The sequence below is a fragment of the Maritimibacter dapengensis genome (assembly GCF_019218265.1).
Taxonomy (GTDB): Bacteria; Pseudomonadota; Alphaproteobacteria; order Rhodobacterales; family Rhodobacteraceae; genus Maritimibacter; species Maritimibacter dapengensis.
In genome coordinates this window covers 1-23,373 of record NZ_JAHUZE010000001.1, presented here as the reverse complement: position 1 = coordinate 23,373, position 23,373 = coordinate 1, and the positions used below count along the sequence as shown (strand labels likewise).

Genomic DNA, 23,373 nt, shown 5'->3' with positions numbered 1-23,373 from the left:
TGTTAGCCCAAAAGTCGCCGCGCGATCACCTGCGCCTGAATTTCGGCCGCACCTTCGAAGATGTTCAGAATCCGCGCGTCGCACAGGATGCGACTGATCTGGTATTCCAACGCGAAACCGTTGCCACCGTGGATCTGTAGCGCATTGTCGGCACAGGCCCACGCGACCCGTGCGCCCAGCAGCTTGGCCATGCCCGCTTCGAGGTCGCAACGCCGGTCGTGATCCTTCTCCCACGCCGAGAAATAGGTGAGCTGGCGCGCCACCATGATCTCGACCGCCATCATGGCGAGCTTGCCCGCGACTCGGGAAAAATTGATGAGCGACTTGCCGAATTGTTTGCGGTCCTCGGCATATTGCATCCCCACCTCGAGCGCCGATTGCGCCACGCCGATGGCACGGGCGGCGGTCTGGATGCGGGCGGACTCGAAGGTCTGCATGAGTTGCTTGAACCCCTGCCCTTCTTCGCCGCCGAGCAGGTTGTCGGCAGGCACCTTGAACCCGTCGAAGCCAAGCTCGTATTCCTTCATGCCGCGATAGCCGAGCACCTCGATTTCGCCCCCGGTCATGCCTTCGGTCGGGAACGGGTTTTCGTCGTCGCCGGGCGTCTTTTCGGCGATGAACATCGACAAACCTTTGTAATTGTCGGTGTTCGGGTCGGTCCGGGCGAGGAGCGTCATGACGTTGGCGCGCGCGGCATGGGTGATCCAGGTCTTGTTGCCGGTGACGGTGTAAGTGTCGCCGTCCTTCACCGCGCGGGTGCGCAGCGAGCCGAGGTCGGAGCCAGTATTGGGCTCGGTGAAGACGGCCGTCGGAAGCACTTCACCTGCCGCGATCTTGGGCAACCAATGCGATTTCTGCGCATCCGTGCCACCTGCAAGAATCAGTTCTGCTGCGATCTCGGACCGGGTGCCGAGCGAGCCGACGCCGATATAGCCGCGCGACAGCTCTTCGGACACGACGACCATCGACGCCTTGGACATGCCGAGCCCGCCAAGGTTTTCGGGGATCGTCAGGCCGAACACGCCCATTTCCGATAGCTCCTCGAGCACCGACATCGGGATCAGCTCATCCTTGAGGTGCCACTCATGTGCGAAGGGCGTGACCTTTTCGTCGGCATAGCGGCGGAACTGGTCGCGGATCATCTCAAGGTCTTCGTCGAGGCCGGTCTTGCCGAAGGTCGCGTGGCCGGCGTTGTCCTGCATCAGTGCGACGAGGCGGGCGCGGGCCGCAGGCGTGTTGCCCCCGGTGACGAGTGTCATCACGGCGGGCTGCATCAGCGCGCCGATGTCCTGCGGCGCGAGGCCCATGTCGATCAGCTTCGCGGTTTCGTTCTGGCTCATCGGGATGCCGCCCTGCACCTGCCAGAGGTATTCGCCGAAGGCGATCTGCAGCAGTAATTGCTCCATCTCGCCGAAGGTCCCCGCGTCTGACAGGTTCTCGGCCCAGGACTGCATCTGACGCAGCGCCTCGGCATAAGTCGCGAGCCATGCGAGCGCGTGCGCCGCGAACTGGTTGTCCTCCAGCTTGGCGGGCGAGACCTTGCCGCCCTCGGTCACCATCTCGCGCACGGCATCCGTCGCCTTGGCCAGAACCGCCTCGACAGGCGCGATGGCGTCCTTGGTGAGGCTCAGCAGGTCATCGAGAATGGGCGTGGTCATGGCGGCGTCCTTGGGCATCGGTCTCTCCCTCAAATCTGTCCCATTGGTGATAGGTATTTTGCAGGTGCAGCGCAACATTAATTCGCAGATGCAGCAAAATCGTTATTAATATAACCCGTTCGAATTGGGCTGCGATCCGCGCAGCGTGGCGATAGGGTGGCACGGAAAACCATTGGAATGGCGCAATATGCTTGGAATCATGGGAGAAATGCCGCTTGCGCTTCTGGCGCTGGCGACCATCATCGCGCTCTTCGCGGGTTTCGTGAAAGGCGCGGTGGGCTTTGCGCTGCCCATGATCCTGATTTCCGGGACGGGGAGCTTTCTGCCCGCTGACTGGGCGCTGGCCGGTTTGATTCTGCCAACGCTCGCCTCGAACCTCGTACAAGGTCTTGGCGGCGGCTGGCGCGAGGCCTGGGGCGTGGTGGTCCGTTTTCGGGTCTATATCGTCACGCTTCTCGCCGTGCTCGCGGTCGCCGCACAGCTCGTGGCCTTCGTGCCGGAAGCAGTGCTGTTCGTTCTGATCGGCCTGCCGGTCACCGCCTTCGCGCTTACCCAGATCGCGGGCTGGACTCTGCACCTCGACGGGGCGCGGCGGCTCTACGAGGTCGTGATCGGCATCATTGCAGGGCTAATGAGCGGGTTTTCCGGAACATGGGGGCCGCCGACGGTCATGTATCTCACCGCCATCGGAACCGAGAAACGCGCGGCGATGCGTGCGCAGGGGGTGATCTACCTCCTGGGATCGGTGATGCTATTGGCCGCGCATCTGCGCTCCGGCATCCTCGACCGGGAGACCGCGCCATGGTCGCTCTGGCTCATCCTGCCAGTTTTCATCGGCATGTGGGTCGGTGGCAAGGCGCATGACCGGATGGATCAGGCGCGGTTCCGGCAGATGATGCTCTGGGTTCTTCTGGTCGCCGGTCTGAACCTGATCCGGCGCGGCGTTTTCGGCTGAGACAGCGAGGGCCAGCACCTCAGCTTATGATCGCGGGGCCGGTGCATTTGTCGAGCCGCACGAGGCTCTCTTCGGGCGGGATCACGAAGAAGGTCTGCCTCAGGACCACTTCATCGCCGAGCCGAAGTTCCATGCGCCATTCGCCAAGTTGAATTTCATAGGCATCGTCGAAACGGAACAGCGTGACAGACGGCGTGTCGTCCCAGACCGTGTTCACCCATTCCTCTCGCGTCACGGGCGGGTTGCCGAACGGCGGATGGAGTGTCGTGACCAGCACGTTGGCGCTCCCCGCCCCGTCTTCGAGCTTGTAGCGCATGCCGAAGGCCATTTCGAGCTCGCCGGGCACGATCGTGGTGATGAAATCCGCGGGTGCGTCACCCTCGATCAGGTCGATATATCCGCGCTCGGTGTTGGGCGCCGCCTCGGTCCCTGCGGACTCGATGGGGCAGAAGACGCCCGCTTCGATCAATTCGAGCGGCGGCTTCACGAAGTCACCCTCCTGTGCGATCGCGACCCCGGCCATAAATGCGAACGCCCCGCCGGTGAAGGCGAGGCGCTTCAGGATATTGGCGACCAAGGTCACGATCAGCCGATTGCAGCGGCTTTCACGTCGTCGTCGATGTATTCGAGGTATTGTTCGAAGTTCTCGGCGAACATCTTGACCAGCTTTTCGGCCTGCGCGTCGAACGCGTCCTTGTCGTTCCAGGTGCGGCGCGGGTCGAGCAGGACCTCGGCGACACCATCGACGCGAACCGGGACTTCGAAACCGAAGTTCGGGTCCTTGCGGAATTCGACGTCAGAAAGCGAACCATCCAGTGCGGCGGTGAGCAGTGTGCGGGTCGCCTTGATCGGCATCCGCGAGCCGGTGCCGAACGCGCCGCCGGTCCAGCCGGTGTTCACCAGCCAGCAGGTCGCGCCGTGCTTTGCGATCTTGGCTTGCAGAAGCTTGCCATATTCCTCGGGCCGACGCGGCATGAACGGCGCGCCGAAGCAGGTCGAGAAGGTCGGGATCGGCTCCACAACGCCCACTTCGGTTCCCGGTGTCTTGGACGTGAAGCCGGAGAGGAAGTGATACATCGCCTGCGCAGGCGTCAGACGCGCGATCGGAGGCAGTACGCCGAACGCATCGCAGGTCAGCATGATGATGTTCTTGGGATGCCCGCCCAATGCCGTGTTGGAGGCATTGGATATGTAATGCAGCGGATAGGCGCAGCGCATGTTGTCGGTGATCGAGTTGTCCTCGAAATCGAGTTCCTTGGTCTCTTCGTCATAGACCATGTTCTCGACCACGGTACCGAACATCGAGCAGGTCGCGTAAATCTCCGGCTCGGCTTCGGCGGACAGGTTGATCGTCTTGGCGTAACAGCCGCCTTCGAAGTTGAAGGTGCCGCGATCGGACCAGCCATGTTCGTCATCGCCGATCAGAACACGGTTCTCATCCGCCGAAAGCGTCGTCTTGCCGGTACCGGAAAGGCCGAAGAAGATCGCCGTATCCACCGGGTTGTTCGGTGCGTGGTTGGCGGAGCAATGCATCGCCATGATCCCGCGCCCCGGCAGGATGTAGTTCAGAAGCGTGAACACCGACTTCTTGTTCTCGCCCGCGTATTCGGTGCCGCCGATCAGGATCAGCTTCTTCTCGAAGTTGAGCGCGATCACGGTTTCCGACCGGCACCCGTGCTTGTCCGGCGTGGCCTTGAAGGTCGGGCAGTTGATGATCGTGAATTCGGCGTGGAAATCATCCAGCTCGTCACGCTCGGGCCGGCGCAGCATGGTGCGGATGAACAGAGAGTGCCAGGCGAGCTCGGTCACGACGCGCACGTCGAGCCGGTTTGCCGGATCGGCGCCGCCGAACAGATCCTGAACGAAGTAATCCTTGCCCTTCATATGGGCGAGCATATCCTGATAGAGCGCGTCGAACTTGGCGGGGTCCATCGGCGGGTTGTTCTCCCACCAGATCGTGTCTTCGACATCGGGGGTGCGCACGACGAACTTGTCCTTGGGCGAACGGCCCGTGTGCTTTCCGGTCGAGACAAGCATCGTGCCGCCCTGCCCCAGATGACCCTCTTCACGCTTGAGCGCTTCCTCGATCAACGCAGGCTCGATGAGGTTGTAATAGACGTTGCCCAGCCCCTCGATGCCCTGTTCTTCCAAACGAAACGAAGGATTCACCCGTCCCATGGTCATTGTCGCGCTCCCGTCCGGCGTCGCCGGTTCCTTGAAAATACCAGGCACACGGTTGCCCAGAGACACCGCGTGAAGCGGCTATAACACGGTGCTTTCGGCAAGGACTAGGGCGCATTGTCGCGTTAGCGGTCACAGCGCCGGTGTTTGCGCAACCAAGGATCGCGTTGTCCTCAGCATGGCCACAAATCAGCCAAAATTAACCGTTTATGATGCTCAATAGCCTCATATACGCGGCCGATTCGCACTTGGGAGTTGATTCTCCAAAGGGATTTGGATTCTATAGTGCAAAAAAATTGGCAGAAACGAGCAGCACAAGGACCTCTTACTCATGTCGAGGATTGCACTGGTGGACGACGACAGGAATATCCTGACGTCCGTCTCGATCACTCTCGAGGCCGAGGGTTTCGAGGTAGAGACTTACAATGACGGCCAGCAGGCGCTGGATGCGTTCAACAAACAACTGCCGGACATGGCGGTGTTCGACATCAAGATGCCCCGTATGGACGGCATGGACCTGCTTCAGCGGGTGCGCCAGAAAACCAACATGCCGGTGATCTTCCTGACCTCGAAAGACGACGAGATCGACGAGGTGCTCGGTCTGCGCATGGGCGCCGACGATTACGTGAAAAAGCCGTTTTCCCAGCGACTTCTGGTCGAACGCATCCGCGCGCTTCTGCGCCGGCAGGATGCAATCGAGGGCGTCGTGGTTCCCGACACCGAAGAGACGAAAGTCATGGTCCGGGGCGAGCTGTCGATGGACCCCTTGCGTCATGCCGTGACGTGGAAGGGCAAGGACGTGTCCCTGACAGTCACCGAATTTCTTCTACTACAGGCACTTGCACAACGTCCGGGCTTCGTGAAGAGCCGCGATCAGCTCATGGACGTCGCCTATGACGACCAGGTCTACGTCGACGACCGCACCATCGACAGCCACATCAAGCGGCTGCGGAAGAAAATGCGCACGGTCGACGACGAATTCTCGGCGATTGAGACGCTGTACGGCATCGGATACCGTTATAACGAAGAATAAGAACGGGCGCGTCCCAGCGGAGTGAGCGTGGTGCGAGACACCGATATGTCCAATGATGGCACGGATGTTGTGCTGGGCGAAGATTGGGTTGATCCCGAGTCTTCGGCGGACGCTCAGCTACGCGCCCGACGCGCTCGGAAAAAGTCCATTTCAGTGAACCGTTCGCCACTGGCGCGCAAGATCATCACGTTCAATCTCCTCGGCCTCGTGGTTCTCGTGGCCGGGGTGCTCTACCTGAACCCGGTGCGTGACAGTCTCGTTGCGCAAAGGGAACGCGCCCTGGTCTCGACGGCCGAGCTGGTCGCGGAAATCTTCGAGGTCCAGCAGACCGTGGGCGGCGGCGACCCCGCGACCGACGACGAATCCAGCCTTGCAGGCAGCCTCACGCCCGCATTGGTGGAGGCCGTTCTCTCGCAAGCGCAGATCTACGACAGCGGTGAAATCACGATTTTCAATGCCGATGGCGAGGTGCTGGGCGGCACCGAAGGGCTTTCGGCCCTGTCCCGCCCTGACGTGCTCGGGCTGGATTACGAAGAACGCTCCACGATCATCACCGACTTCCTGTCGCGCATCTGGGAAGGCGTCGCCGGACTGGTCGCGGCGCGATCCGATACCGAACCGACACCGGTCGACAGTGTCGAACTCGCTCGTGAACTGCTGCCCGATGTCTATCAGGGCAACACGCGCATCAAAGGCGGACAGGACACCAACGGTGCAACGCGTTTCACGGTCGTCACACCAATCAGCGTGAACGGCAATGTCGAAGGCGCTGTCGCGATGACCACCATCGGCGGGGAACTCGATCTCCTAGTCCGCGCGGAACGCGAACAGGTGCTGCAGATGTTCGTGATCGCCATTCTGGTCAGCATCGGTTTGAGCCTCGTGCTGGCCTCCACAATCGCGAACCCGCTGGCCGACCTCGCCGCCGCCGCAGAAATCGGGCGCGACAAGAACTCCGGTGCGGTGAACACCGGCCGCGTGCGCATCCCGGATCTCTCGGGGCGTCCGGATGAGATCGGTCGCCTCTCAAAAGCCTTGCGTGGCATGGTTTCGGCGCTCTACGACCGGATCGACGCGAACGAACAATTCGCGGCGGACGTCGCCCATGAAATCAAGAACCCGCTCGCATCCCTGCGCTCCGCCGTCGGCACGCTTCGCATGGCGCGCAAGGAAGAACAGCGGGATCGTCTTCTCGACGTGATCGACCATGACGTGAGACGCCTCGACCGGCTCGTCTCGGACATCTCCAACGCCTCGAGGCTCGATTCCGAACTCGTGAAGGAAGAAGAAGAAGCCTTCGACCTGCTCAAGATGATCCGGAACCTCACCGAGTATCTGGGCAACGAAGCACAGGGCAAAGGCGTGGATTTCATCACGGATCTACCGCCCGACCCGATTGTCATCAGCGGCCTCGAAGCACGCCTTGCGCAAGTCTTCGTGAACCTGATTACCAATGCCCTGTCATTCTGCGAAGACGGCGACGCGATCCGCGTCTGGGCGCGGCACCGGGACAATCGCGTTCTGGTCGTCGTCGAAGATACCGGACCGGGGATCCCCGAAGAGGCTCTTACGAAAATCTTCAACCGCTTCTATTCGGAACGTCCCGAACAGCAGTTCGGCAACAACTCGGGCCTCGGGCTTGCGATTTCGAAACAGATCGTCGAGGCCCATGGCGGCGTAATCTGGGCCGAAAACATTCGCCCCACGGATGCGGATTTCACATCCGAACCGCTGGGTGCCCGTTTCGTCGTCGGTCTGCCGGTGTGAGCCTTTCGGCCCACGAGACCGAGCCAAAACCCATTCATGCGACTGCGATCTCTTTCGAGAACAAGGGCGTGCTTCTGACCGGTTCATCCGGTAGCGGCAAATCGGCGCTCGCCATCGAACTCATCGCCCGCGGCGCATTGCTCATCGCCGACGACATGGTCGATATCCGGCCGGGGCCGGAAGGCTGGCCCCATCTGTTCGGCACGGGCCGAATGGCAGGCATCATCGAGGCGCGGGGACTTGGGCTCGTGCGCGTCCCGAACGTCACCCACGCGCCCCTCGCCGCGATTGTGGAGATGGATCAGCGCGAGACCGCGCGCCTGCCCTCCCCACGCGAAAAAATTGTGCTGGGACAGCCCATTCCGCTCCTCGGTTGTCTTGACACCGCGCATTTCCCCGCCTTCCTTGTCTGTTATCTGCGGGGTGGTCGTGTCACTGTTTCGCCGGATGATTGACGACAACCAAGACCCGAAAAGCTTGCGAGCGGATCCATGACGGACGCCACGACAAAGACAGGCGACGCACCGCGCGTCCTCCTCGTGACCGGGCCGTCGGGTGCAGGCCGGACCAGTGCGCTTCACGTCCTCGAGGACGTCGGCTTCGAAATCATCGACAACCTGCCGATAACGCTCGTCCCGCGCCTCTTGGGCGAAACGCCACCCGACCGACCCATCGCACTCGGCATCGACGTGCGGAACCGCGACTTCTCGGCAGGCGCCGTCCTGGACCTGATCATGGGCGCGGACCTGCCGCGCCAATACCGGATCGAAGTGCTCTACATAGATTGCAGCACCGAAGTGCTGGTGAACCGCTATTCCGAAACGCGGCGGCGCCACCCGCTCGCCCCGAACGAAACACCGATGGCCGGCATTTCCCGCGAGATGGACCTGCTCGAACCTATCAAGGTTCGTGCGGACATGCTCATCGACACGTCGCAGCTGTCGCCGCACGATCTCAAGGCCGAGTTGTTATCCGTCTACGACATCAACGACGCGGCGGGGCTTTCGGTGTCGGTGCAGAGTTTTTCCTACAAGCGCGGCGTGCCGCGGGGGCTCGACATGGTGCTCGATGTCAGGTTCCTGCGTAATCCGCATTGGGATGCCGGTCTGCGCGCCATGACAGGAAAAGACCAGGAGGTCTCGGACTACATCGAGCAGGACCCGCGCTATGAGCCGTTTTTCGTGAAGATCCGTGACTTGATTGAATTCCTCCTGCCTGCATATGGGGAGGAGGGAAAATCCCACCTCGCTATCGGATTTGGCTGCACTGGCGGGCGCCACAGGTCGGTTGCCCTTACGGAAACCTTGGCGAAGGCCCTTGCAGACAAAGGCTGGCAGGTGTCAATAAGGCACCGGGAGCTGGAACGTCTTGCAGATCAGGGCGCCCGGCGAGGGACATGAAAACGAAGTTCTGAGGTTCATCGCGTGATCGGGATCGTGATCGTAGCGCATGGCGGGCTGGCGGGAGAGTATCTTTCGGCGGTCGAACATGTCGTGGGCAAGATGGATGGCGTCCGCGCGATCAGGATCGCCGCAGACTGCGACCGCGCACGCAAGCGTGCCGAGATCATGGCCGCCGCCGATGCCGTTGACACGGGGGACGGCGTCATCGTCGTGGTGGACATGTTCGGCGGCAGCCCGTCGAACCTCTCGCTTCCCGCCTGCGCAGGCCGCAATCGCAAGATTCTCTATGGCGCGAACCTTCCGATGCTCGTGAAACTGGCGAAATCCCGCCACGGCAGCGTCGAGGACGCGAGCCGTGCAGCCCTCGCCGCCGGGCGCAAGTATATTGACGCCATTGACGGCGCGGCGACCTGAGAGGACACCCTGAACATGCCCACCTCACTTGCGCGCAGAATGAAAATCGTGAACGAGAAAGGCCTTCATGCAAGGGCGTCCGCGAAATTTGTCGATGTCGTGGAAAACCATAACGCACGGGCACGCGTATCTAAGGATGGGCTCGAGGCGGAAGGCGACTCGATCATGGGCCTGCTCATGCTGGCCGCTTCCATAGGCACGGAGATCGAGGTCGAGACCTCGGGCGAGGAAGCGGAAAAGTTGATGGAGGCACTCGACGCACTCGTGGCTGACAAATTCGGCGAAGGCATGTAAAACGCTTTGTCGCGGGAGTCGAAATCACAGGGAGCGTCCAGTTTGGACCAATCTATCGATAAAATCTCACCGGCACCGGTCGCCGGAAACCGCGCCGACCGACCCACGCGCGATGCGGCCGGGACGCCCGAAACCCCCGCGACCGGGCACACATACTCGAAACGCGACCTGACCTATGCCGATACGTTCGACAACAAGGTGCAGGCCCGGTTGATCCGCTGGATGGAGATGGCGACCGGGAAGATTCAGGTCTTCCGCATGATCAACAAATTCGAGAAGCTCGGCGCGCCGACGGGGATCGACTTCTGGGCCGGCGCGATGAAGGCGATGGGGATCGACATCATGACCCCCGCCGAACAGATCGCCCGCATACCCAAGGATGGACCGGTCGTGGTCGTCGCCAACCATACCCATGGATTGGTCGACGGGATGATCCTCGGAGAAATGATCGCGCGTGTGCGCCCGGATTTCCAGATCCTGACACGATCCGTGCTTACCGGTCTGGATGAGGTGGCGAGTTCCTTCCTCATTCCCGTTCCGTTTCCTCACGATTCGGACGCGCAACAAAAAGGCAAGGAAATGCGCTCCCGCGCGCTCGACCGGCTGAAGAACGGCGGCGTGATTGGCGTTTTTCCTTCGGGCGTGGTCGCGACTTCGGAAACGTGGTGGGGCCCTCCCGTCGAGGCGGAATGGAACCTGTTCACGGCGCAACTGATCCGCAAAACCGGCGCGACAGTCATTCCCGTCAGGTTCCACGGCCACAACACGCGGGCTTACAATATTGCGAACAAGGTGTCGGCCACACTTCGCCAAGGTCTGCTGATCCACGAAATCGTAAAGGCCTGCAATCAACCGCACAGCCCGACGATCGGTGAACCGCTGTCAGCGGCACAGATGGAAAAGCTGTCCACCGACCCGCGCGGCTTCATCGCCTGGCTGCGCCAACACACGCTGTCACTCGGGAAGTAAGCGCCGGTTTCAGCGCGTCGGCACCGGTGTCTCGCCGCTGTAATCGTAGAACCCGCGCCCCGTCTTGCGTCCGAGCCATCCGGCCTCGACATATTTCGTGAGCAACGGACATGGCCGGTATTTCGTGTCGGCCAGGCCGTCGTGAAGCACGTTCATGATTGCAAGACAGGTGTCCAGGCCGATGAAGTCCGCCAGTTCCAAAGGTCCCATCGGGTGGTTGGCCCCAAGCTTCATCGCCTCGTCGATCGACTTGACCGACCCGACGCCTTCATAAAGCGTGTAGACCGCCTCGTTGATCATCGGCATGAGGATACGATTGACGATAAATGCGGGAAAATCCTCGGCACTCGACGCAGTCTTCCCAATCCGCTCGACGACGGCGAGGCAGGCGTCGAACGTCTCCTGGTCCGTGGCGATCCCTCGGATCAGTTCCACGAGCTGCATCACCGGGACCGGGTTCATGAAATGGAACCCCATGAACTTTTCAGGGCGATCGGTGCGCGACGCCAACCGTGTGATCGAGATCGACGACGTATTGGAGGTCAGGATCGTATTTGGTTTCAGATGAGGAACGAGATCCTCGAAAATGGCCTGCTTGACCGTTTCCCGTTCAGTCGCAGCTTCGATGACAAGATCGGTTGGTCCGAGGTCGGTGAGCGTTAACGTCGTGCTGATCCGCCCAAGTGCCTCATCGCGCTCCTGTTCCGTGATCTTGTCGCGGCTGACCTGCCGGTCGAGATTTCCCTTGATCGTCTCGACGGCGGCATCGAGGGCGCCCTGTTCGATGTCGTTGAGAAGCACGTCATAGCCCGCGAGTGCAAGAACATGGGCAATCCCGTTACCCATCTGTCCGGCGCCGATCACGCCCACGGATTTGATCGTCATTTTCGGCCTCTCGATTTACCCAAGCGACATTAGGCGCGTGCCATGCCGAGGCGCAACCCCGCAAGCCGTTTACCTTGCCGGCAAAAAGCTCGGTCCCGCGCCTTTTGGTCTTAGGCTTTTGGCAACGAAATACTGCCAGTCTCGGGTTCGGGTGAAAAAATGGAGTGGGTGGTATGGCCTATGAAAACCTGGGTGAAAGTGCCCTTGACTATGTCCCGTGTCGCTACGGGAAATCGAAACTTCTGTTCCGGGGACCGAAACGTAAACTGACGGCCCCGTACATCGCGATGATCGGCGCGACCGAAACCTACGGAAAATTCGTGGAGACCCCTTTCCCGGCATTGACCGAAAGCACGCTCAACATGCCGGTGATCAATCTGGGGACCGTGAATGCCGGGCTCGACGTCTTTGCGCATGACAGGACCGTCGTCGATATCTGCTCGAAAGCCGAAGTCACGGTGGTCCAGATCATGGGTGCGCAGAATATGTCAAACCGGTTCTATGCCGTGCATCCGCGTCGCAATGACCGGTTTCTGCGCGCATCCAACCTCGTCAAGACGATATATCGAAATGTCGATTTCACGGAGCTCAACTTCACGCGCCATCTGCTGTCGGTGCTGCGCGAAAATTCCGAGGAAAAGTTCGCGATGGTCGAACAGGAGCTGCGCGAGGCCTGGGTGGCGCGCATGAAGACGCTGATTTCGAAGATCGACTCGCGCATCGTTCTTTTGTGGCTTGCGGACCATTCACCGGAGGAGGCGGTTACGGACACCGCCCACGGATCAGATCCGCTTTTCATCGACCGCGAAATGCTCGAAGACGTTCGGCCATACGTCGAACACATCGTCGAGGTCGTGGCCACACCGGAGGAAATCGCCGACGGCCGGGAAGGCCTTGCGTTCAATGAGTTCGAGGAGCCAGCGGCGAGGGGAATGCTTGGCACCGTTGCCCACGCCCGCGCTGCCTCGGCACTGGACAGGGTGCTCCGCGCCATGGTGTGAGGCGGACCGAAAGACGAGTTACAGGGCGCCCGACCACCGCGAGGGCGCCCTCTTTCTATCCGGAATGGCCGAAACAGACCGGGAAACCCAATGATCATCAAAGAGGTAGTTTCCGAACTATCGGTCACCGCAAAAGAAAACCGTAGCGCTCCTTTCGCAATTGCGAGTCAAACTGCCGACGCGAAATTGGGCGCTTGCTGCATGCTCTATTGGAAATGACCATTCAGATTCGGAAGAAACCCGGCACGTTTCTCTCGAAAATCAAAGCAACTAACGGAAAACGATGGTGCCCAGGAGAGGGGTCGTTTCATGAATTTTTTTCTTACATAACAAATGATTAGGAGGCTTGCAAGGTGGCCGTGTGGACCTGAATGTGGACCCAAGCCGCTCTTTCGGCTCTACGCGTGCGGCTTGCATGAAACCTTCGCACCAATCCATCGCGATGGCGTGACCCACTCGTGCTTGCCAGAAGATCACTTCGACGCGGGTAGGGTCCGACGCCAGTCCTTCTACAATGCCGATGAAGAGACTTGCGTTGTTCTTGACGACCCAGTCAGGGGCCACGCTGGGGGCGGTGCCCAGCGCAACAGGCATCCAATCTTCTGCGGCAGCCACGACGGGAGAGGAAGGGACCCAATGCAAGAAGTCGAATAGGTCAGACAGCATCGTAGCGTCTTTGGGGCTATCATCTGAAGATAGTTAGCTATCGAGGTTTTCGTGGTTCGTTTGGTCGGTTCAAGCTGGCATTCTGCTTAATCGTGGTCAAGCATGTGAAGTATGACCGAGAGATTGTCCGCAAGCCAACTAGAAGACTTCGTCCGCAACCGGATGAAGATGAGCCATATCTATCAGCCGGTGATGCTCAAAGTCCTTCTTGATGCAGGCGGCGAAGTCTCCGTCGAGGATGTTTCAAGAGCGTTGCTCGTGCATGACCTGTCCCAGGTTGAGTACTACGCAATTCGAACCAAGAATATGGTTGGGAAGGTCCTTCATCAGAATGGGATTGTGGAACCCATGAAGCGAGGCAATCGCATCATCGGCTATCGCCTAAACTCAGAGGGCCTCTCAGAGCTACAGAGAAAGGCACTGAGCGCGTTGTGTGACCAGAAGGTGGCTCAGTTCCTCAAACAGCGAGGAGCGGTCCTCTATGATCATCGAAGACCATCTGACGGCTATGTGCCAGGGTCCATTCGATACACCGTTCTCAAGCGAGCGAAGTACCGCTGCGAACTTTGCGGTGCTCACGAAGACCAAGCCGCGCTTCACATCGACCATATAATCCCGAGAGCAAAGGGCGGACCCGACGACCTAAGCAACTTCCAAGCGCTGTGTATCACCTGCAACACAAACAAGCGCGACAATGACGATACGGACTTTCGAGACGTCTTGAATAGCTATGAAGAACGGGACGAATCATGCCTATTCTGCAAAATCGAAGCCGACCGCATCGTTGGCCAAAACCAGCTAGCATACGCGATTAGGGATGCTTACCCAGTCACGGAGCTGCATACGCTCGTGTTACCAAAGCGCCATGTTGCCAACTACTTTGATCTTTACCAACCGGAACGGAACGCCATTGAGGACCTTCTACAAAGACAACGAAAGGAAATCTGTACCCTCGACCGGTCAGTGTCTGGCTTCAACATAGGCGCCAACGCGGGCGCGTCAGCGGGCCAGACGGTTTTCCATGTTCATCTGCATTTGATCCCAAGACGAGGCGGTGACGTTCAAAACCCAAGGGGCGGCGTGCGAGGTGTGATCACCGACAAGCAGAGCTACTGACCTCCTCCGACGAAACGTAGATTTGCACCTAAATAATTGTTTTTTTTATTTTATTTTCGCCGCGCGAAGCCATCCCACACAAAAATACCACACACACCCACAACACCTTTTGCCTACTGTCTCAACGGAAAACGGCTCCCCGCTGTAGACGACATTAAATCCTTGCGCCTACAACCATGACCTACGTTAGGTACTCAAAGTGCTCTCACCGGTGGAAGTTGCGTCGAGGTATCGCAATTGCCGACTCCAGAAATCTTGGCCTGGCAAAGAAAAATGTGCCCAAACTCAAGGATGGTACTAGGATCAGTTTCGGCGGGACGCCGGTCTTTGCTGCGTGAGAAAAATGCGCAGTTGGTTTGAAAGATTGCCGTCTTTGGTTGGGCATATTACTGTTGACTAGCGGATGAAAGCGGGCAGTAAACTTTGCAAGCGAGGTAAGGGCGTTTGGTTGCTCTATTGAAAGATCCCCAGGACAGAGCGTCAGGACCGGCGAACAGGATGGAGCTTGTTGTTTAGCGTTCAGACTCCTGCGCTAAGCTCTAACTCTGCCGTTCGTCTAGGCCTCCCAATTGAGACAAAGCTAAATCTGAATTTAAAGTTGAACTCAGCGCGATACTATCCGAGTGTTCATATCGCTGCAGAGCTTGAGGAAAGAAATTGAAAGCAGAAAAGCACCGCCAAGTTCCTGCCATACCCGTACATCAATGGTTGAAAGGTTGGGATCACGTCAGTTTTGATGAGAGCGAGCACCGTGCAAAGCCTCAAAAGCAGTTCTACCTTTTCTCGCTTCCTGCGCGGGAGCTAAGAAGCCTGTCTGGTATATCAAGGCGTCAGGCAAAAGACGCTTCGCCGCGGACAGAAGACCTTGGGATACAGCGTCAGCACGATCCCGAAAGGTCCGAAGAAATCAGTCGTTTCGTTGAGTATGGATACCCCTGGTCAACTTTGGGACAGGCTAAGAGAGACTCCGCTGAGTTTCACTCTTTACGGAAACCAGGTTGGCTGCCCACCGCGGTAGTGCTCAATGTTCTGTGCAAAGGCCACAAGAGATTTGGGAACACTGTCGCTGCCCAAGACGTCGTCACCGTGGAGGAAAGCGAGTGTGGACCAAGAGTTAGCTTACCCTATAAAAAGTGGACGAAGACGTGGAGGCCTGCCCAGCTACCGCCATTTGAGGTGATTGACGGACAACACCGACTTTGGGCATTTGATGAGGCTGACGATTTGGAGGGTTTCGAACTCCCTGTCGTCGCATTTGTAGGGCTCGACATTAGTTGGCAGGCCTACTTGTTCTGGACCATCAACATCAAACCAAAGCGAATAAACCCGAGCTTGGCGTTCGACCTATATCCGCTCTTGAGAAGCGAAGAATGGTTGGAGCAGGCCGAGACACACGTAGTTTATCGCGAAACTCGTGCTCAAGAACTCACTGAACTTCTTTGGTCGCTTCCGACAAGTCCCTGGTATGACAGAATTAATATGCTTGGGGAAAGGAAGAACCGCTGGGTTACCCAAAGCGCATGGATCAAGTCTCTTGCTGCCAGCTTTGTTCGGTCGTGGGACCGTCGCTCCGGATTAAGCGGGGGCCTCTTTGGTGGCCGTTCAAAGAAAGGTGAGGAGGTCTTGGGGTGGAGCCGTGCACAACAGGCGGCATTCCTCGTATATGCTTGGGACCAATTCAGAAAATTGGTGGCCGAGTCCGAAGAAGACTGGGCAAGAGCACTTCGAACCCCGCCTAGCATAGATGGCGAACCCGCTCCAAGGCCTGAGGATGTGCCAACAGGCTTTGACTTGGCCTTCTATTCCCCGCATTCATTAATCACGACAGATCAGGGTGTGAGAGGGTTTCTCCAGGTTTTGAACGACATGTTCTATCTGCGTGCACCAAAATTACGACTAAACCAGTGGAGGCCTGATGAGAGATCAAAGGCTGATCCACTGAGGTCTGTTGAAACTGAAATTGAATCTTTAAAAAAGCAGGATTTCGTTTGGTTTGTCCAAGAGATTTGCACCGCGCTATGTACGTTTGATTGGCGCACCAGTGCAGCTCCCGCGATCTCCGATGAACTTCGCCGAAAGAAGCTCGTTTTCCGAGGTAGTAGCGGATACAAAGAGCTGCGGGTTCAACTGCTTGAACATCTTTTGTCTCATGAAGGCGAAGTTGGTGAAACTGCTCAAGAGCTCCTCAAACGAATATAACAAGCGCATTTTGCATCCGTGATGAACGCGTCGATACTTCGCAATCCAGACCCAATGACTATTCGGTCCCTTCTGGCGGCCGACGTGGAAGTGACTGCGGCTGGTATTAAGCGTTTCTTGTCCCGTTCTTTGTGGCTCGGGACGACAAACTATTATCGCGGCGACGTCGTTTCCAGGCTAAAGCGGTCGCAACCATCGAACCCAACACAACACCGCAACTTGGCGCAATACATTGCCGCTAGTGCGCCTCTGCATCTAAATGATGGGTGGAGCTATCTAGGACGTAGCATATCAAGTCTAATTTCTGGAGATGCGCACCGTGCACTGCACCTTGCTTACTACGCCGAGCTTAGGGCAGCAATGTCCTTGCTAGCGAGCCGAGGCGTGGGGATCTTTAATCGACAGCACTACGCGATCATAAGTGCCAATCAAACCAAGAAGCTTGCAACGAAACAAGGCACCCACATAATGACTTGGTTGGTATTGGAAGCGTGGGCACTTGCTCCCCAATCAGGTAATCTCTTCACTTTGCTGGTTCGTCCTGAGGGAAGCACTTTAGATGATTGGTTTCATTCACAAGGTGGGGCTTCAGTCCTAGCACCACAAGCAAAAGCCTGGTTCATGCAATGGGGCATGGATCTGAACCTAGCCATTGAGGATCGCGAGGCACGCAATGCCTCCAGCTACCGACCTGATGGGGTTCCGAGCACCTGGACGTTAAACATAGATGACACATTGGAGTTTGTGAAGGACCTTTGGTTTTCGCTAGAACCAAGCGCTTCGTCGTCTTTTGACCAGATTGACCGTCATATATTGAGATTAGCGGTCGAGCGTTTATTTAAGGGACGCACGGGGCGCAATGCTACCGCGATGGATACTGACTTCTTGGCGCTAGTTCGCGCTCTTGTGTCTGCTCAAGGGCTGGCAGGGATATCTGCGGACAGGATCGAGAGCTTCTTGTTGCGACAAACGTCGCCACAGGACCCCCAGATTTTTTTGAACTCGCGAACCAAGCCAAGCGGTGGCCAGACCGATGTGTTCTCTGTTGTTTCCAGAGCGGTACTTCTCTTGCGTGTGGCTTCAGGATCTACACAGCAACTCCTTTCAAGTGCCGACCTTAACAAATCATTGCTCAAGTTTTGGTGGGAAGCTATCGGGGAGGTACGCGGGCTGTGGCAACCAGGGCATTGCCCTGACCCTTTGTCGGACCTTTGGGCAGACGTAGATGAATCGCTGCGAGAGATTGATTTGATGGAAGCAACAGCCCCGGGATCTTTGGCGAGTCCACAGGGAATACTGACCTCGATCCCTCGAGAAGTTTCAGTATTGTCCAGCCACGAGCGAGTTGGGTTATGGGGCCTTTGTTCGTGATGATTGGTACGCGCGGAAAAGATGGCCTCAATCAAGTCCAACCATTTCTGAAATGGGCAGGGGGCAAGAGATGGTTTGCTGAAAAGTATCTGGATCTGATGCCGGATTCCTTTGAGCGGTTTGTAGAGCCCTTCCTTGGGAGCGGTGCCGTGTTCTTCGCCTTGCGTCCTCGTAGAGCACTCTTGTCAGACCTTAACGATGATCTGATCGGCTGCTACAGGTCAATTCGGGATGAGCCCGATAAAATCAGGGATGGTCTTGCTTATCACCAAACTGTGCATAGCAAGGAACACTATTATCGCGTCCGAAGTGCCAAGCCAGATGATCCCACTAAGTTAGCAGTTTGGTTCCTATATCTTAATAGAACCTGTTGGAATGGACTCTATCGAGTCAATAAAAGAAACGAGTTCAATGTTCCGAAAGGAACAAAGACTACTGTTGTGCTCAAGACCGACGATTTTCCGGCGACCGCCCGAGTCTTACGGGATGCAGAAATCCGCCAATGCGATTTTGAAGAAACGATCGATAGAGTGGGTGCGGGCGATTTCGTGTTTGTCGATCCGCCATACACAGTCAAGCATAACTTAAATGGGTTTGTAAAATACAACGACAAGATATTCTCTTGGAATGACCAAGTTCGGCTACGTGATGCAGTCGTTAGAGCAAGAAACCGTGGCGCGATGATAATGGTGACCAATGCAAATCATGCTTCGATCTCTGAGTTGTATGCAGGTTTTGGGCAACATACTGTAGTTGACCGCGCCAGTGTTCTAGCTGGCAATGCAAAATTTCGCAGTCCTACCGAAGAGCTGGTCATTCGATCTTGGTTGTAGTTGCGTACTGCAAAAAGTTGGTGTTGTCGTGCAGTTTGAAAGTGGGCGAGTTGGATGTCTTGAGAGTTGCGATTCTTGGCCTTGAGGGAACCATGACTGCGCAACCATTCGGATGTCCGTTTTGAGATGCCGCACGGCGGCACCTAGCACTATTGCTTATGGTTCGCTGTAGTCCCTGATTCTTGACTAGAACTGTTTGCAACGACTTGTGTTGTAAGGCAATTTGGCGCTATAGAGCCGGTTTATCCAATCAACGTCGTCCACGATGAGTTGATGTGCAGCCGATTCGAACCGTGCCTTCGCAGGCCGACGTCATTGCTCGCGATGGAAAGTTCATCGTCACTTGGCGCGTTGGAAGCTAAGATCCAGATGATGCATATTCTGCCAGGCTTTTTGAATTTGCGACTTCTGGAGAAGGCGCTGAGAAGTTCACCGAAAGCTATGCAATCCTTGATTTGCGAATACGTCGAGGCCTTGCACTCCCAAACCCGACGCGAACCATCAAGAAATGGTATGAGGCCAACAACCCCGAAATCTTCCAACCTCGCGGCACCGGGACGAACGTCAGCGATGTAAGCTGCATTCGCAGTGATCCTGGGTTGCACGTTGAGGTAGGTTCGGGCCGAGAGCAGAACCCCGTCTTGCTCTCAGCTTCCAAGGTTCAGCTAGAACAAACTCGATAGACGGACCTCTCGGAAACGCCCAGCGCAGCTGCGACCTCTCGCTTCGTGTGCCCCTTAGAGATCATTAGATCAATCTCAGCCTTCTTGGCGCTCGCTGTCGGCTTCCTTCCTTTGTATCGACCTTGCGCCTTTGCCTTGGCGATCCCCTCACGTTGTCGCTCAAGCATCATCTCGCGTTCGAACTGGGCAACTGACCCCAAGACGTTCATCATGAGCTTCCCTGTGGCCGTCGATGTATCTAGAGAAATATCAAGCACCCTGAGATTGACGCCCTTGGCCTCCAGGTGGTCCACCACCTCCCCCAGATGCCGAACAGAACGGGCTAGACGATCGAGTTTGGTCACCACGAGGGTGTCGCCTTCCCGAGTGAAGCTGAGAGCGTCTGTGAGCGCCTCTCTGGCCCCAACTGAACTCACTTGCTCATCCCACACCCTTTCGCACCCGATGGCGCTGAGAGACTCTCTCTGAGCCTCTATGGATGCTTTCTGTTCAAGGGTCGAAGTTCTGGCATATCCAATCAGCATTTTGACCTCCTATCTGCCAATAGATTTTAGATTCAGAGACAGGTCTTCTGCCAAAAGCAGAAACCCATCCATCTGGCAGGAATTGCGCCACGGTCGGAGGGCTGACAAATGAGCAAGGTCTATTGGCAGACCGCTTCGAGCCACCTCTTATGCAATAAATGCTGCCAAGTAATGTCGGGACATACATCTCTGCTGCAATTCATCAATTCAGGTTCATCACATACCTGAAAGCCATGGATCGACACTTGCGGAATCCGCATTAACAATTCGATATAGGGAAACAACAATCAGAAAGGGAAACGGGTTATGACAAAAACAATCATAGGCATGGCTGTGATCGGCACATTTCTTGTGAGCTGCGCCAAAGCACCTGAAAACATTGCTGCGGCCGACATTGGTACAAACGCGTATCGTGGCTATTCATGCTCCCAGCTTACACAGACGAAAGTGAAATATCGGCAAGCATTGGCCAACCTAAGCGCCCAACAACAAGACGCGGCTGCAGGTGACGCATTCGGCGTATTCCTTCTCGGCCTTCCACTTGCCAGCATGTCGGGATCTGACAAGGAAACGCAGATCGCAGTGACCAAAGGGCACCTACAAGCGATTGAACTCGAAGAAGCTCGCAAGGGTTGCTGAAAAATTCTGGGTGCGGGCGAGCCTTCGCCTGCACCGCCTTGCGTCGCCACCTTTCAAGCGCGCAAACCATCGGAGGGGACCGGGGGTTCAAGAAAGCAATTCAAAAAGGTGCAGGGTTTATTGTTATTGTTTTTGTCATCTAACGAAAGCAGTTCCAAATGATCATTAGGAATATGAATGCCGCTCTATTACCGAGATACGATTTCCTTCGGACCATTTCGCGTCAACTTGGCTAAGTCAGGCCTTGGAATCTCAGTAGGAAAGAAGGGCCTGCGTTTCGGGACAGGACCTCGTGGTCACTATGTCCATGCAGGAAGTAATGGTGTCTATTATCGAAAGACTATATCGGGCATCGACGGAAAGCGTTCACAAAGGAACAATGCGAAACTCAGCCAAGGTCTGATTGATACGCAGTCCAGCGAATTGACCTACAAAACCGCAGACGGCGTACTCATGAGGCGGATAGTCTCCAGTCCAATTGACGAGCTAAGCTCAGGAACCCTCGACAATACGATTTCAGATCTTAATGAGGCTCGTGGGAAGATAGGTCTTTCGATCCCAACTCTTGTTGTCGGTGTCGGCATGGCAATCATCCTTGCAACGGCAATGCATTCTGAGATCGCGGCACTCATTGCACTCGCCTTCACCGCGGTAGGCTTTGCTATTGCTTCACGTGCAGACAGCGCTCGTTTGAATGTCGTATTGGCATACGACTTGGATGGAGTAGCGAAGGAAAACTATCAGAACCTCGTGGATGCATTGGATCGCTTGGGGCAGTCGGATGGGTTGTGGTATGTAGAGGCGGCAGGAGACATAACCAATCTAGTCGCATGGAAGAGGAACTCTGGAGCAAGCCATCTAATTGAAAAACATCCAACAGAGGTAAGATATGATCACCCCCCGAGCCTTCAATGCAACGTGACGGCACCCTGCATTAAGGTCGACGGGAAAACCCTTCACTTCATGCCAGATTGCGTAATTGTCCGTGAAGGTCGGGTTTATGGGTCCGTACCCTACGAAGACCTACGCATTGCCTCGCGACAAACGCGATTTATCGTGGATGATGGATTACCCCAAGACGCGGAAGTTGTTGGTCAAACCTGGAAGCATCCAAACAAGAACGGAGGTCCGGACGGACGATTCAGAGATAACCGGATTCTTCCCATTTGTCTCTTCTCAGAACTGGGCGGTCTAAGCTCAAAAGGCCTGAAGTTTTTGATTATGGCATCGGATCGCGGTGCAATCTCTCGGACCGAAACTTGCTTAAATCAAATGGCCAAAGCAGTTAGCAAAAACGGCAGGGAAAGTCCCTCTATGTTGGAAGAAAGGGACCAACTTTCGTAAGGGAGCCAGGCCAATCCGTGCAGAAAGTGTCCCTAATCCGATTCATTGCGCCATATTGACCAATGATAGCTAGTTTGGGCCGGGTCTAATTTGTGGCGGTCCACCATTCTCAGTTTCGTTGCCAAAGGCTGAACATTCCAATTTTGGTCGATGACCAAAGCTCCTCGGTCAAGAAGCACGTGATGGTTTGGGCAAAGGCAGAGAAGGTTGGACAGGTCATCAGGCCCGTTATGGGGTCGACCGACAGGCCGGATGTGTGCCGCTTCAGCGTACGGCCCGCCCACGCAATGGAGGCGGCCTCCGCAAACCTGACAAGTGTAGTCGTGCAGCTCTTTGACACGTCTCCCCAAGGCCGTATCGCGGACAACTCTTTGAACAACGCTCTCGACTCGACGAGCTGACGTGGAGTGGTTCAACTCAGTCGGGCTATTTGAACCAAGATAGCCTTGGTAAGCTCGCTCATCGACAAGACGAAACCTGCAGACTTGATGACCATCTAGACCTGTTTCTTGCCAATAGCTTTCAACGTGGAATAGCCCGTCGTACCTGTACTTGGGACCAGAAACGTCATTTCCTTCTACGTTCATCTTTCGAACAAGGCGAACCGGCGTACCTTCCAGGCAGCTCGTGACGAGAGCTTGGTTTCCTCTCGAAAAAGACTGGTTTGCGATCTGCCTTCCCGAATTTTGGTCCCGTCCACCCTCACCGGTATAAATGACTACCGATCCATAGTCCTCGTCATCGACATAACCACCAGAGAGTACAATGGACTCCGCGCCAACTTTGCCGCGTCCGACAATTCCTGCCTGTAGCGCTCTATGAACGCCAGAATCGTACAATTCCCGACGATCAACAAAGCCTTGACCTTGCGATACGCCCTGTAACGCTCCGATTGCCATCGCAAGCCTCTTAGTTATGGCAGCTTATTTTATATCACCGACAGGCGTATCTGCCATTGACTGAGCTACTCTTAATTTCCGAGTTGTAGAAACGACCTTTGCTGGGCGCACCCAACCAAGCTCTTACGACATCATCGTCAACACCACAGTAGGCGTAATATGTGCTCCTCAAGAGCACGACGACATGATTGGCGTCGGCGTCGAAACAAACACGATGCACGAAACTAGAAGCCGTCTCCTCGCAATGATAACTCGCAAGATCGACATCGCCCCAATACTTCACTGACACCGTCTCCGCATGAGCCAGCTCGGCCCAAAGAAAAATGCCCAGCGTTATCGAACCTAAACCGAGAAATGATGATACAATGCGTTTCATGATCTCAGTGTACACTCGCCGCTATGAACCCACCATACCACGCCTGTCAATCGGCATTGAAGTTTGACCCCCTATCGGCATCCAATATTGACCCCCTTGGTGGTGAGCAGGCCCGGCGCTGCGTAGCCCTCACATAGCGCAGCGGCGGCGGGCCTGCGGGGTT

At 56.6% G+C, this 23,373-nt stretch carries 22 protein-coding genes; 15 read left to right on the top strand and 7 right to left on the bottom strand.

Translation table 11 applies throughout. The features are described from left to right. Positions 1 to 2: 2 nt before the first annotated feature. Positions 3 to 1,676: an acyl-CoA dehydrogenase family protein gene (locus KJP28_RS00110; RefSeq protein ID WP_218390202.1), complete on the bottom strand. Its 1,674-nt coding sequence runs from the start codon at positions 1,674 to 1,676 to the stop codon at positions 3 to 5. 169 nt (positions 1,677 to 1,845) lie between these two features. Here KJP28_RS00110 and KJP28_RS00105 point away from each other — a divergent pair, with 169 nt between their 5' ends. Continuing rightward, a complete protein-coding gene (locus KJP28_RS00105; protein WP_218390201.1) occupies positions 1,846 to 2,613 on the top strand; it encodes a sulfite exporter TauE/SafE family protein in 768 nt (255 codons plus the stop codon). A 19-nt stretch (positions 2,614 to 2,632) separates the two neighbouring features. On the opposite strand, the gene KJP28_RS00100 is transcribed toward KJP28_RS00105, so the two are convergent. Together KJP28_RS00100 and KJP28_RS00095 are read right to left on the bottom strand one after the other, a co-directional pair. After that, a complete protein-coding gene (locus tag KJP28_RS00100) occupies positions 2,633 to 3,196 on the bottom strand; it encodes a DUF3859 domain-containing protein (RefSeq protein ID WP_218390200.1) in 564 nt (187 codons plus the stop codon). A 2-nt stretch (positions 3,197 to 3,198) separates the two neighbouring features. Beyond that, positions 3,199 to 4,797 (bottom strand): phosphoenolpyruvate carboxykinase, encoded by a 1,599-nt coding sequence (locus KJP28_RS00095; RefSeq protein ID WP_218390199.1) that lies wholly within the window; start codon positions 4,795 to 4,797, stop codon positions 3,199 to 3,201. Between the two features lie 328 nt (positions 4,798 to 5,125). Here KJP28_RS00095 and KJP28_RS00090 point away from each other — a divergent pair, with 328 nt between their 5' ends. Genes KJP28_RS00090 through KJP28_RS00060 form a run of 7 tightly spaced genes read left to right on the top strand, consistent with a single transcriptional unit; the run spans position 5,126 to position 10,674 of the window. After that, positions 5,126 to 5,827: a response regulator transcription factor gene (locus KJP28_RS00090; protein ID WP_218390198.1), complete on the top strand. Its 702-nt coding sequence runs from the start codon at positions 5,126 to 5,128 to the stop codon at positions 5,825 to 5,827. Positions 5,828 to 5,872: 45 nt separating this feature from the next. Next, positions 5,873 to 7,594 carry a sensor histidine kinase gene (locus KJP28_RS00085; RefSeq protein ID WP_218390197.1) on the top strand — a complete coding sequence of 574 codons (1,722 nt, stop codon included), beginning with the start codon at positions 5,873 to 5,875 and terminating at the stop codon, positions 7,592 to 7,594. Then, positions 7,591 to 8,049, top strand: a complete 459-nt coding sequence (locus KJP28_RS00080; RefSeq protein ID WP_336245281.1) for an HPr kinase/phosphorylase — start codon at positions 7,591 to 7,593, stop codon at positions 8,047 to 8,049. The genes KJP28_RS00085 and KJP28_RS00080 overlap by 4 nt, the downstream gene beginning before the upstream one ends. A 36-nt stretch (positions 8,050 to 8,085) precedes the next feature. Then, the gene (gene rapZ / locus KJP28_RS00075; RefSeq protein ID WP_218390196.1) at positions 8,086 to 8,994 is read left to right on the top strand and encodes an RNase adapter RapZ; all 909 of its coding nucleotides are present in this window, start codon (positions 8,086 to 8,088) and stop codon (positions 8,992 to 8,994) included. A gap of 24 nt (positions 8,995 to 9,018) precedes the next feature. Beyond that, on the top strand, positions 9,019 to 9,411 hold the full coding sequence (locus tag KJP28_RS00070) for a PTS sugar transporter subunit IIA (RefSeq protein ID WP_218390195.1): 393 nt from the start codon (positions 9,019 to 9,021) through the stop codon (positions 9,409 to 9,411). A gap of 15 nt (positions 9,412 to 9,426) precedes the next feature. Beyond that, on the top strand, positions 9,427 to 9,705 hold the full coding sequence (locus tag KJP28_RS00065) for an HPr family phosphocarrier protein (protein WP_218390194.1): 279 nt from the start codon (positions 9,427 to 9,429) through the stop codon (positions 9,703 to 9,705). Positions 9,706 to 9,747: 42 nt separating this feature from the next. Beyond that, positions 9,748 to 10,674: a lysophospholipid acyltransferase family protein gene (locus KJP28_RS00060; RefSeq protein ID WP_255552133.1), complete on the top strand. Its 927-nt coding sequence runs from the start codon at positions 9,748 to 9,750 to the stop codon at positions 10,672 to 10,674. Positions 10,675 to 10,683: 9 nt separating this feature from the next. Here KJP28_RS00060 and KJP28_RS00055 read toward each other — a convergent pair whose 3' ends face one another. Continuing rightward, the gene (locus KJP28_RS00055) at positions 10,684 to 11,559 is read right to left on the bottom strand and encodes a 3-hydroxybutyryl-CoA dehydrogenase (RefSeq protein WP_218390193.1); all 876 of its coding nucleotides are present in this window, start codon (positions 11,557 to 11,559) and stop codon (positions 10,684 to 10,686) included. 173 nt (positions 11,560 to 11,732) lie between these two features. Between KJP28_RS00055 and KJP28_RS00050 the strand changes: the two genes are divergently transcribed. The 5 genes from KJP28_RS00050 (at position 11,733) to KJP28_RS00030 (ending at position 18,745) form a co-directional block, all read left to right on the top strand. Beyond that, positions 11,733 to 12,560, top strand: a complete 828-nt coding sequence (locus KJP28_RS00050; RefSeq protein ID WP_218390192.1) for a DUF6473 family protein — start codon at positions 11,733 to 11,735, stop codon at positions 12,558 to 12,560. Between the two features lie 777 nt (positions 12,561 to 13,337). Then, positions 13,338 to 14,342, top strand: a complete 1,005-nt coding sequence (locus KJP28_RS00045; RefSeq protein ID WP_218390191.1) for an HIT domain-containing protein — start codon at positions 13,338 to 13,340, stop codon at positions 14,340 to 14,342. 657 nt (positions 14,343 to 14,999) lie between these two features. Next, on the top strand, positions 15,000 to 16,541 hold the full coding sequence (locus KJP28_RS00040) for a DGQHR domain-containing protein (RefSeq protein ID WP_218390190.1): 1,542 nt from the start codon (positions 15,000 to 15,002) through the stop codon (positions 16,539 to 16,541). Between the two features lie 84 nt (positions 16,542 to 16,625). Then, complete coding sequence (locus KJP28_RS00035; protein WP_218390189.1) at positions 16,626 to 17,912, top strand: hypothetical protein; 1,287 nt, start codon at positions 16,626 to 16,628, stop codon at positions 17,910 to 17,912. After that, entirely contained in the window at positions 17,912 to 18,745 is an 834-nt protein-coding gene (locus KJP28_RS00030) for a DNA adenine methylase (protein ID WP_255552192.1), read from the top strand. Before KJP28_RS00035 ends, KJP28_RS00030 begins: the two co-directional genes overlap by 1 nt. Before the next feature lie 661 nt (positions 18,746 to 19,406). On the opposite strand, the gene KJP28_RS00025 is transcribed toward KJP28_RS00030, so the two are convergent. Then, a complete protein-coding gene (locus KJP28_RS00025) occupies positions 19,407 to 19,952 on the bottom strand; it encodes a recombinase family protein (RefSeq protein ID WP_218390187.1) in 546 nt (181 codons plus the stop codon). Positions 19,953 to 20,258: 306 nt separating this feature from the next. On the opposite strand from KJP28_RS00025, the gene KJP28_RS00020 reads away from it, so the two are divergent. Both KJP28_RS00020 and KJP28_RS00015 read left to right on the top strand, forming a co-directional pair. Then, a complete protein-coding gene (locus KJP28_RS00020) occupies positions 20,259 to 20,591 on the top strand; it encodes a hypothetical protein (RefSeq protein WP_218390186.1) in 333 nt (110 codons plus the stop codon). 177 nt (positions 20,592 to 20,768) lie between these two features. Further along, positions 20,769 to 21,935: a DUF4236 domain-containing protein gene (locus tag KJP28_RS00015; protein ID WP_218390185.1), complete on the top strand. Its 1,167-nt coding sequence runs from the start codon at positions 20,769 to 20,771 to the stop codon at positions 21,933 to 21,935. Between the two features lie 32 nt (positions 21,936 to 21,967). Here KJP28_RS00015 and KJP28_RS20110 read toward each other — a convergent pair whose 3' ends face one another. Further along, entirely contained in the window at positions 21,968 to 22,834 is an 867-nt protein-coding gene (locus KJP28_RS20110; RefSeq protein ID WP_218390184.1) for a YDG/SRA domain-containing protein, read from the bottom strand. Between the two features lie 34 nt (positions 22,835 to 22,868). Then, complete coding sequence (locus KJP28_RS20105) at positions 22,869 to 23,210, bottom strand: KTSC domain-containing protein (RefSeq protein WP_218390183.1); 342 nt, start codon at positions 23,208 to 23,210, stop codon at positions 22,869 to 22,871. Between the last annotated feature and the right edge of the window lie 163 nt (positions 23,211 to 23,373).

What these genes read in the sequence shown, in the direction of transcription:
- KJP28_RS00025 (WP_218390187.1), bottom strand. Translation starts at nt 19,952, where the DNA reads ATGCTGATTGGATATGCCAGAACTTCGACCCTTGAACAGAAAGCATCC.
- KJP28_RS00110 (WP_218390202.1), bottom strand. Translation starts at nt 1,676, where the DNA reads ATGCCCAAGGACGCCGCCATGACCACGCCCATTCTCGATGACCTGCTG.
- KJP28_RS00105 (WP_218390201.1), top strand. Translation starts at nt 1,846, where the DNA reads ATGCTTGGAATCATGGGAGAAATGCCGCTTGCGCTTCTGGCGCTGGCG.
- KJP28_RS20105 (WP_218390183.1), bottom strand. Translation starts at nt 23,210, where the DNA reads ATGAAACGCATTGTATCATCATTTCTCGGTTTAGGTTCGATAACGCTG.
- KJP28_RS20110 (WP_218390184.1), bottom strand. Translation starts at nt 22,834, where the DNA reads ATGGCAATCGGAGCGTTACAGGGCGTATCGCAAGGTCAAGGCTTTGTT.
- KJP28_RS00065 (WP_218390194.1), top strand. Translation starts at nt 9,427, where the DNA reads ATGCCCACCTCACTTGCGCGCAGAATGAAAATCGTGAACGAGAAAGGC.
- KJP28_RS00050 (WP_218390192.1), top strand. Translation starts at nt 11,733, where the DNA reads ATGGCCTATGAAAACCTGGGTGAAAGTGCCCTTGACTATGTCCCGTGT.
- KJP28_RS00015 (WP_218390185.1), top strand. Translation starts at nt 20,769, where the DNA reads ATGCCGCTCTATTACCGAGATACGATTTCCTTCGGACCATTTCGCGTC.
- rapZ (WP_218390196.1), top strand. Translation starts at nt 8,086, where the DNA reads ATGACGGACGCCACGACAAAGACAGGCGACGCACCGCGCGTCCTCCTC.
- KJP28_RS00020 (WP_218390186.1), top strand. Translation starts at nt 20,259, where the DNA reads ATGACAAAAACAATCATAGGCATGGCTGTGATCGGCACATTTCTTGTG.
- KJP28_RS00095 (WP_218390199.1), bottom strand. Translation starts at nt 4,797, where the DNA reads ATGACCATGGGACGGGTGAATCCTTCGTTTCGTTTGGAAGAACAGGGC.
- KJP28_RS00085 (WP_218390197.1), top strand. Translation starts at nt 5,873, where the DNA reads ATGTCCAATGATGGCACGGATGTTGTGCTGGGCGAAGATTGGGTTGAT.
- KJP28_RS00030 (WP_255552192.1), top strand. Translation starts at nt 17,912, where the DNA reads ATGATTGGTACGCGCGGAAAAGATGGCCTCAATCAAGTCCAACCATTT.
- KJP28_RS00045 (WP_218390191.1), top strand. Translation starts at nt 13,338, where the DNA reads ATGACCGAGAGATTGTCCGCAAGCCAACTAGAAGACTTCGTCCGCAAC.
- KJP28_RS00090 (WP_218390198.1), top strand. Translation starts at nt 5,126, where the DNA reads ATGTCGAGGATTGCACTGGTGGACGACGACAGGAATATCCTGACGTCC.
- KJP28_RS00055 (WP_218390193.1), bottom strand. Translation starts at nt 11,559, where the DNA reads ATGACGATCAAATCCGTGGGCGTGATCGGCGCCGGACAGATGGGTAAC.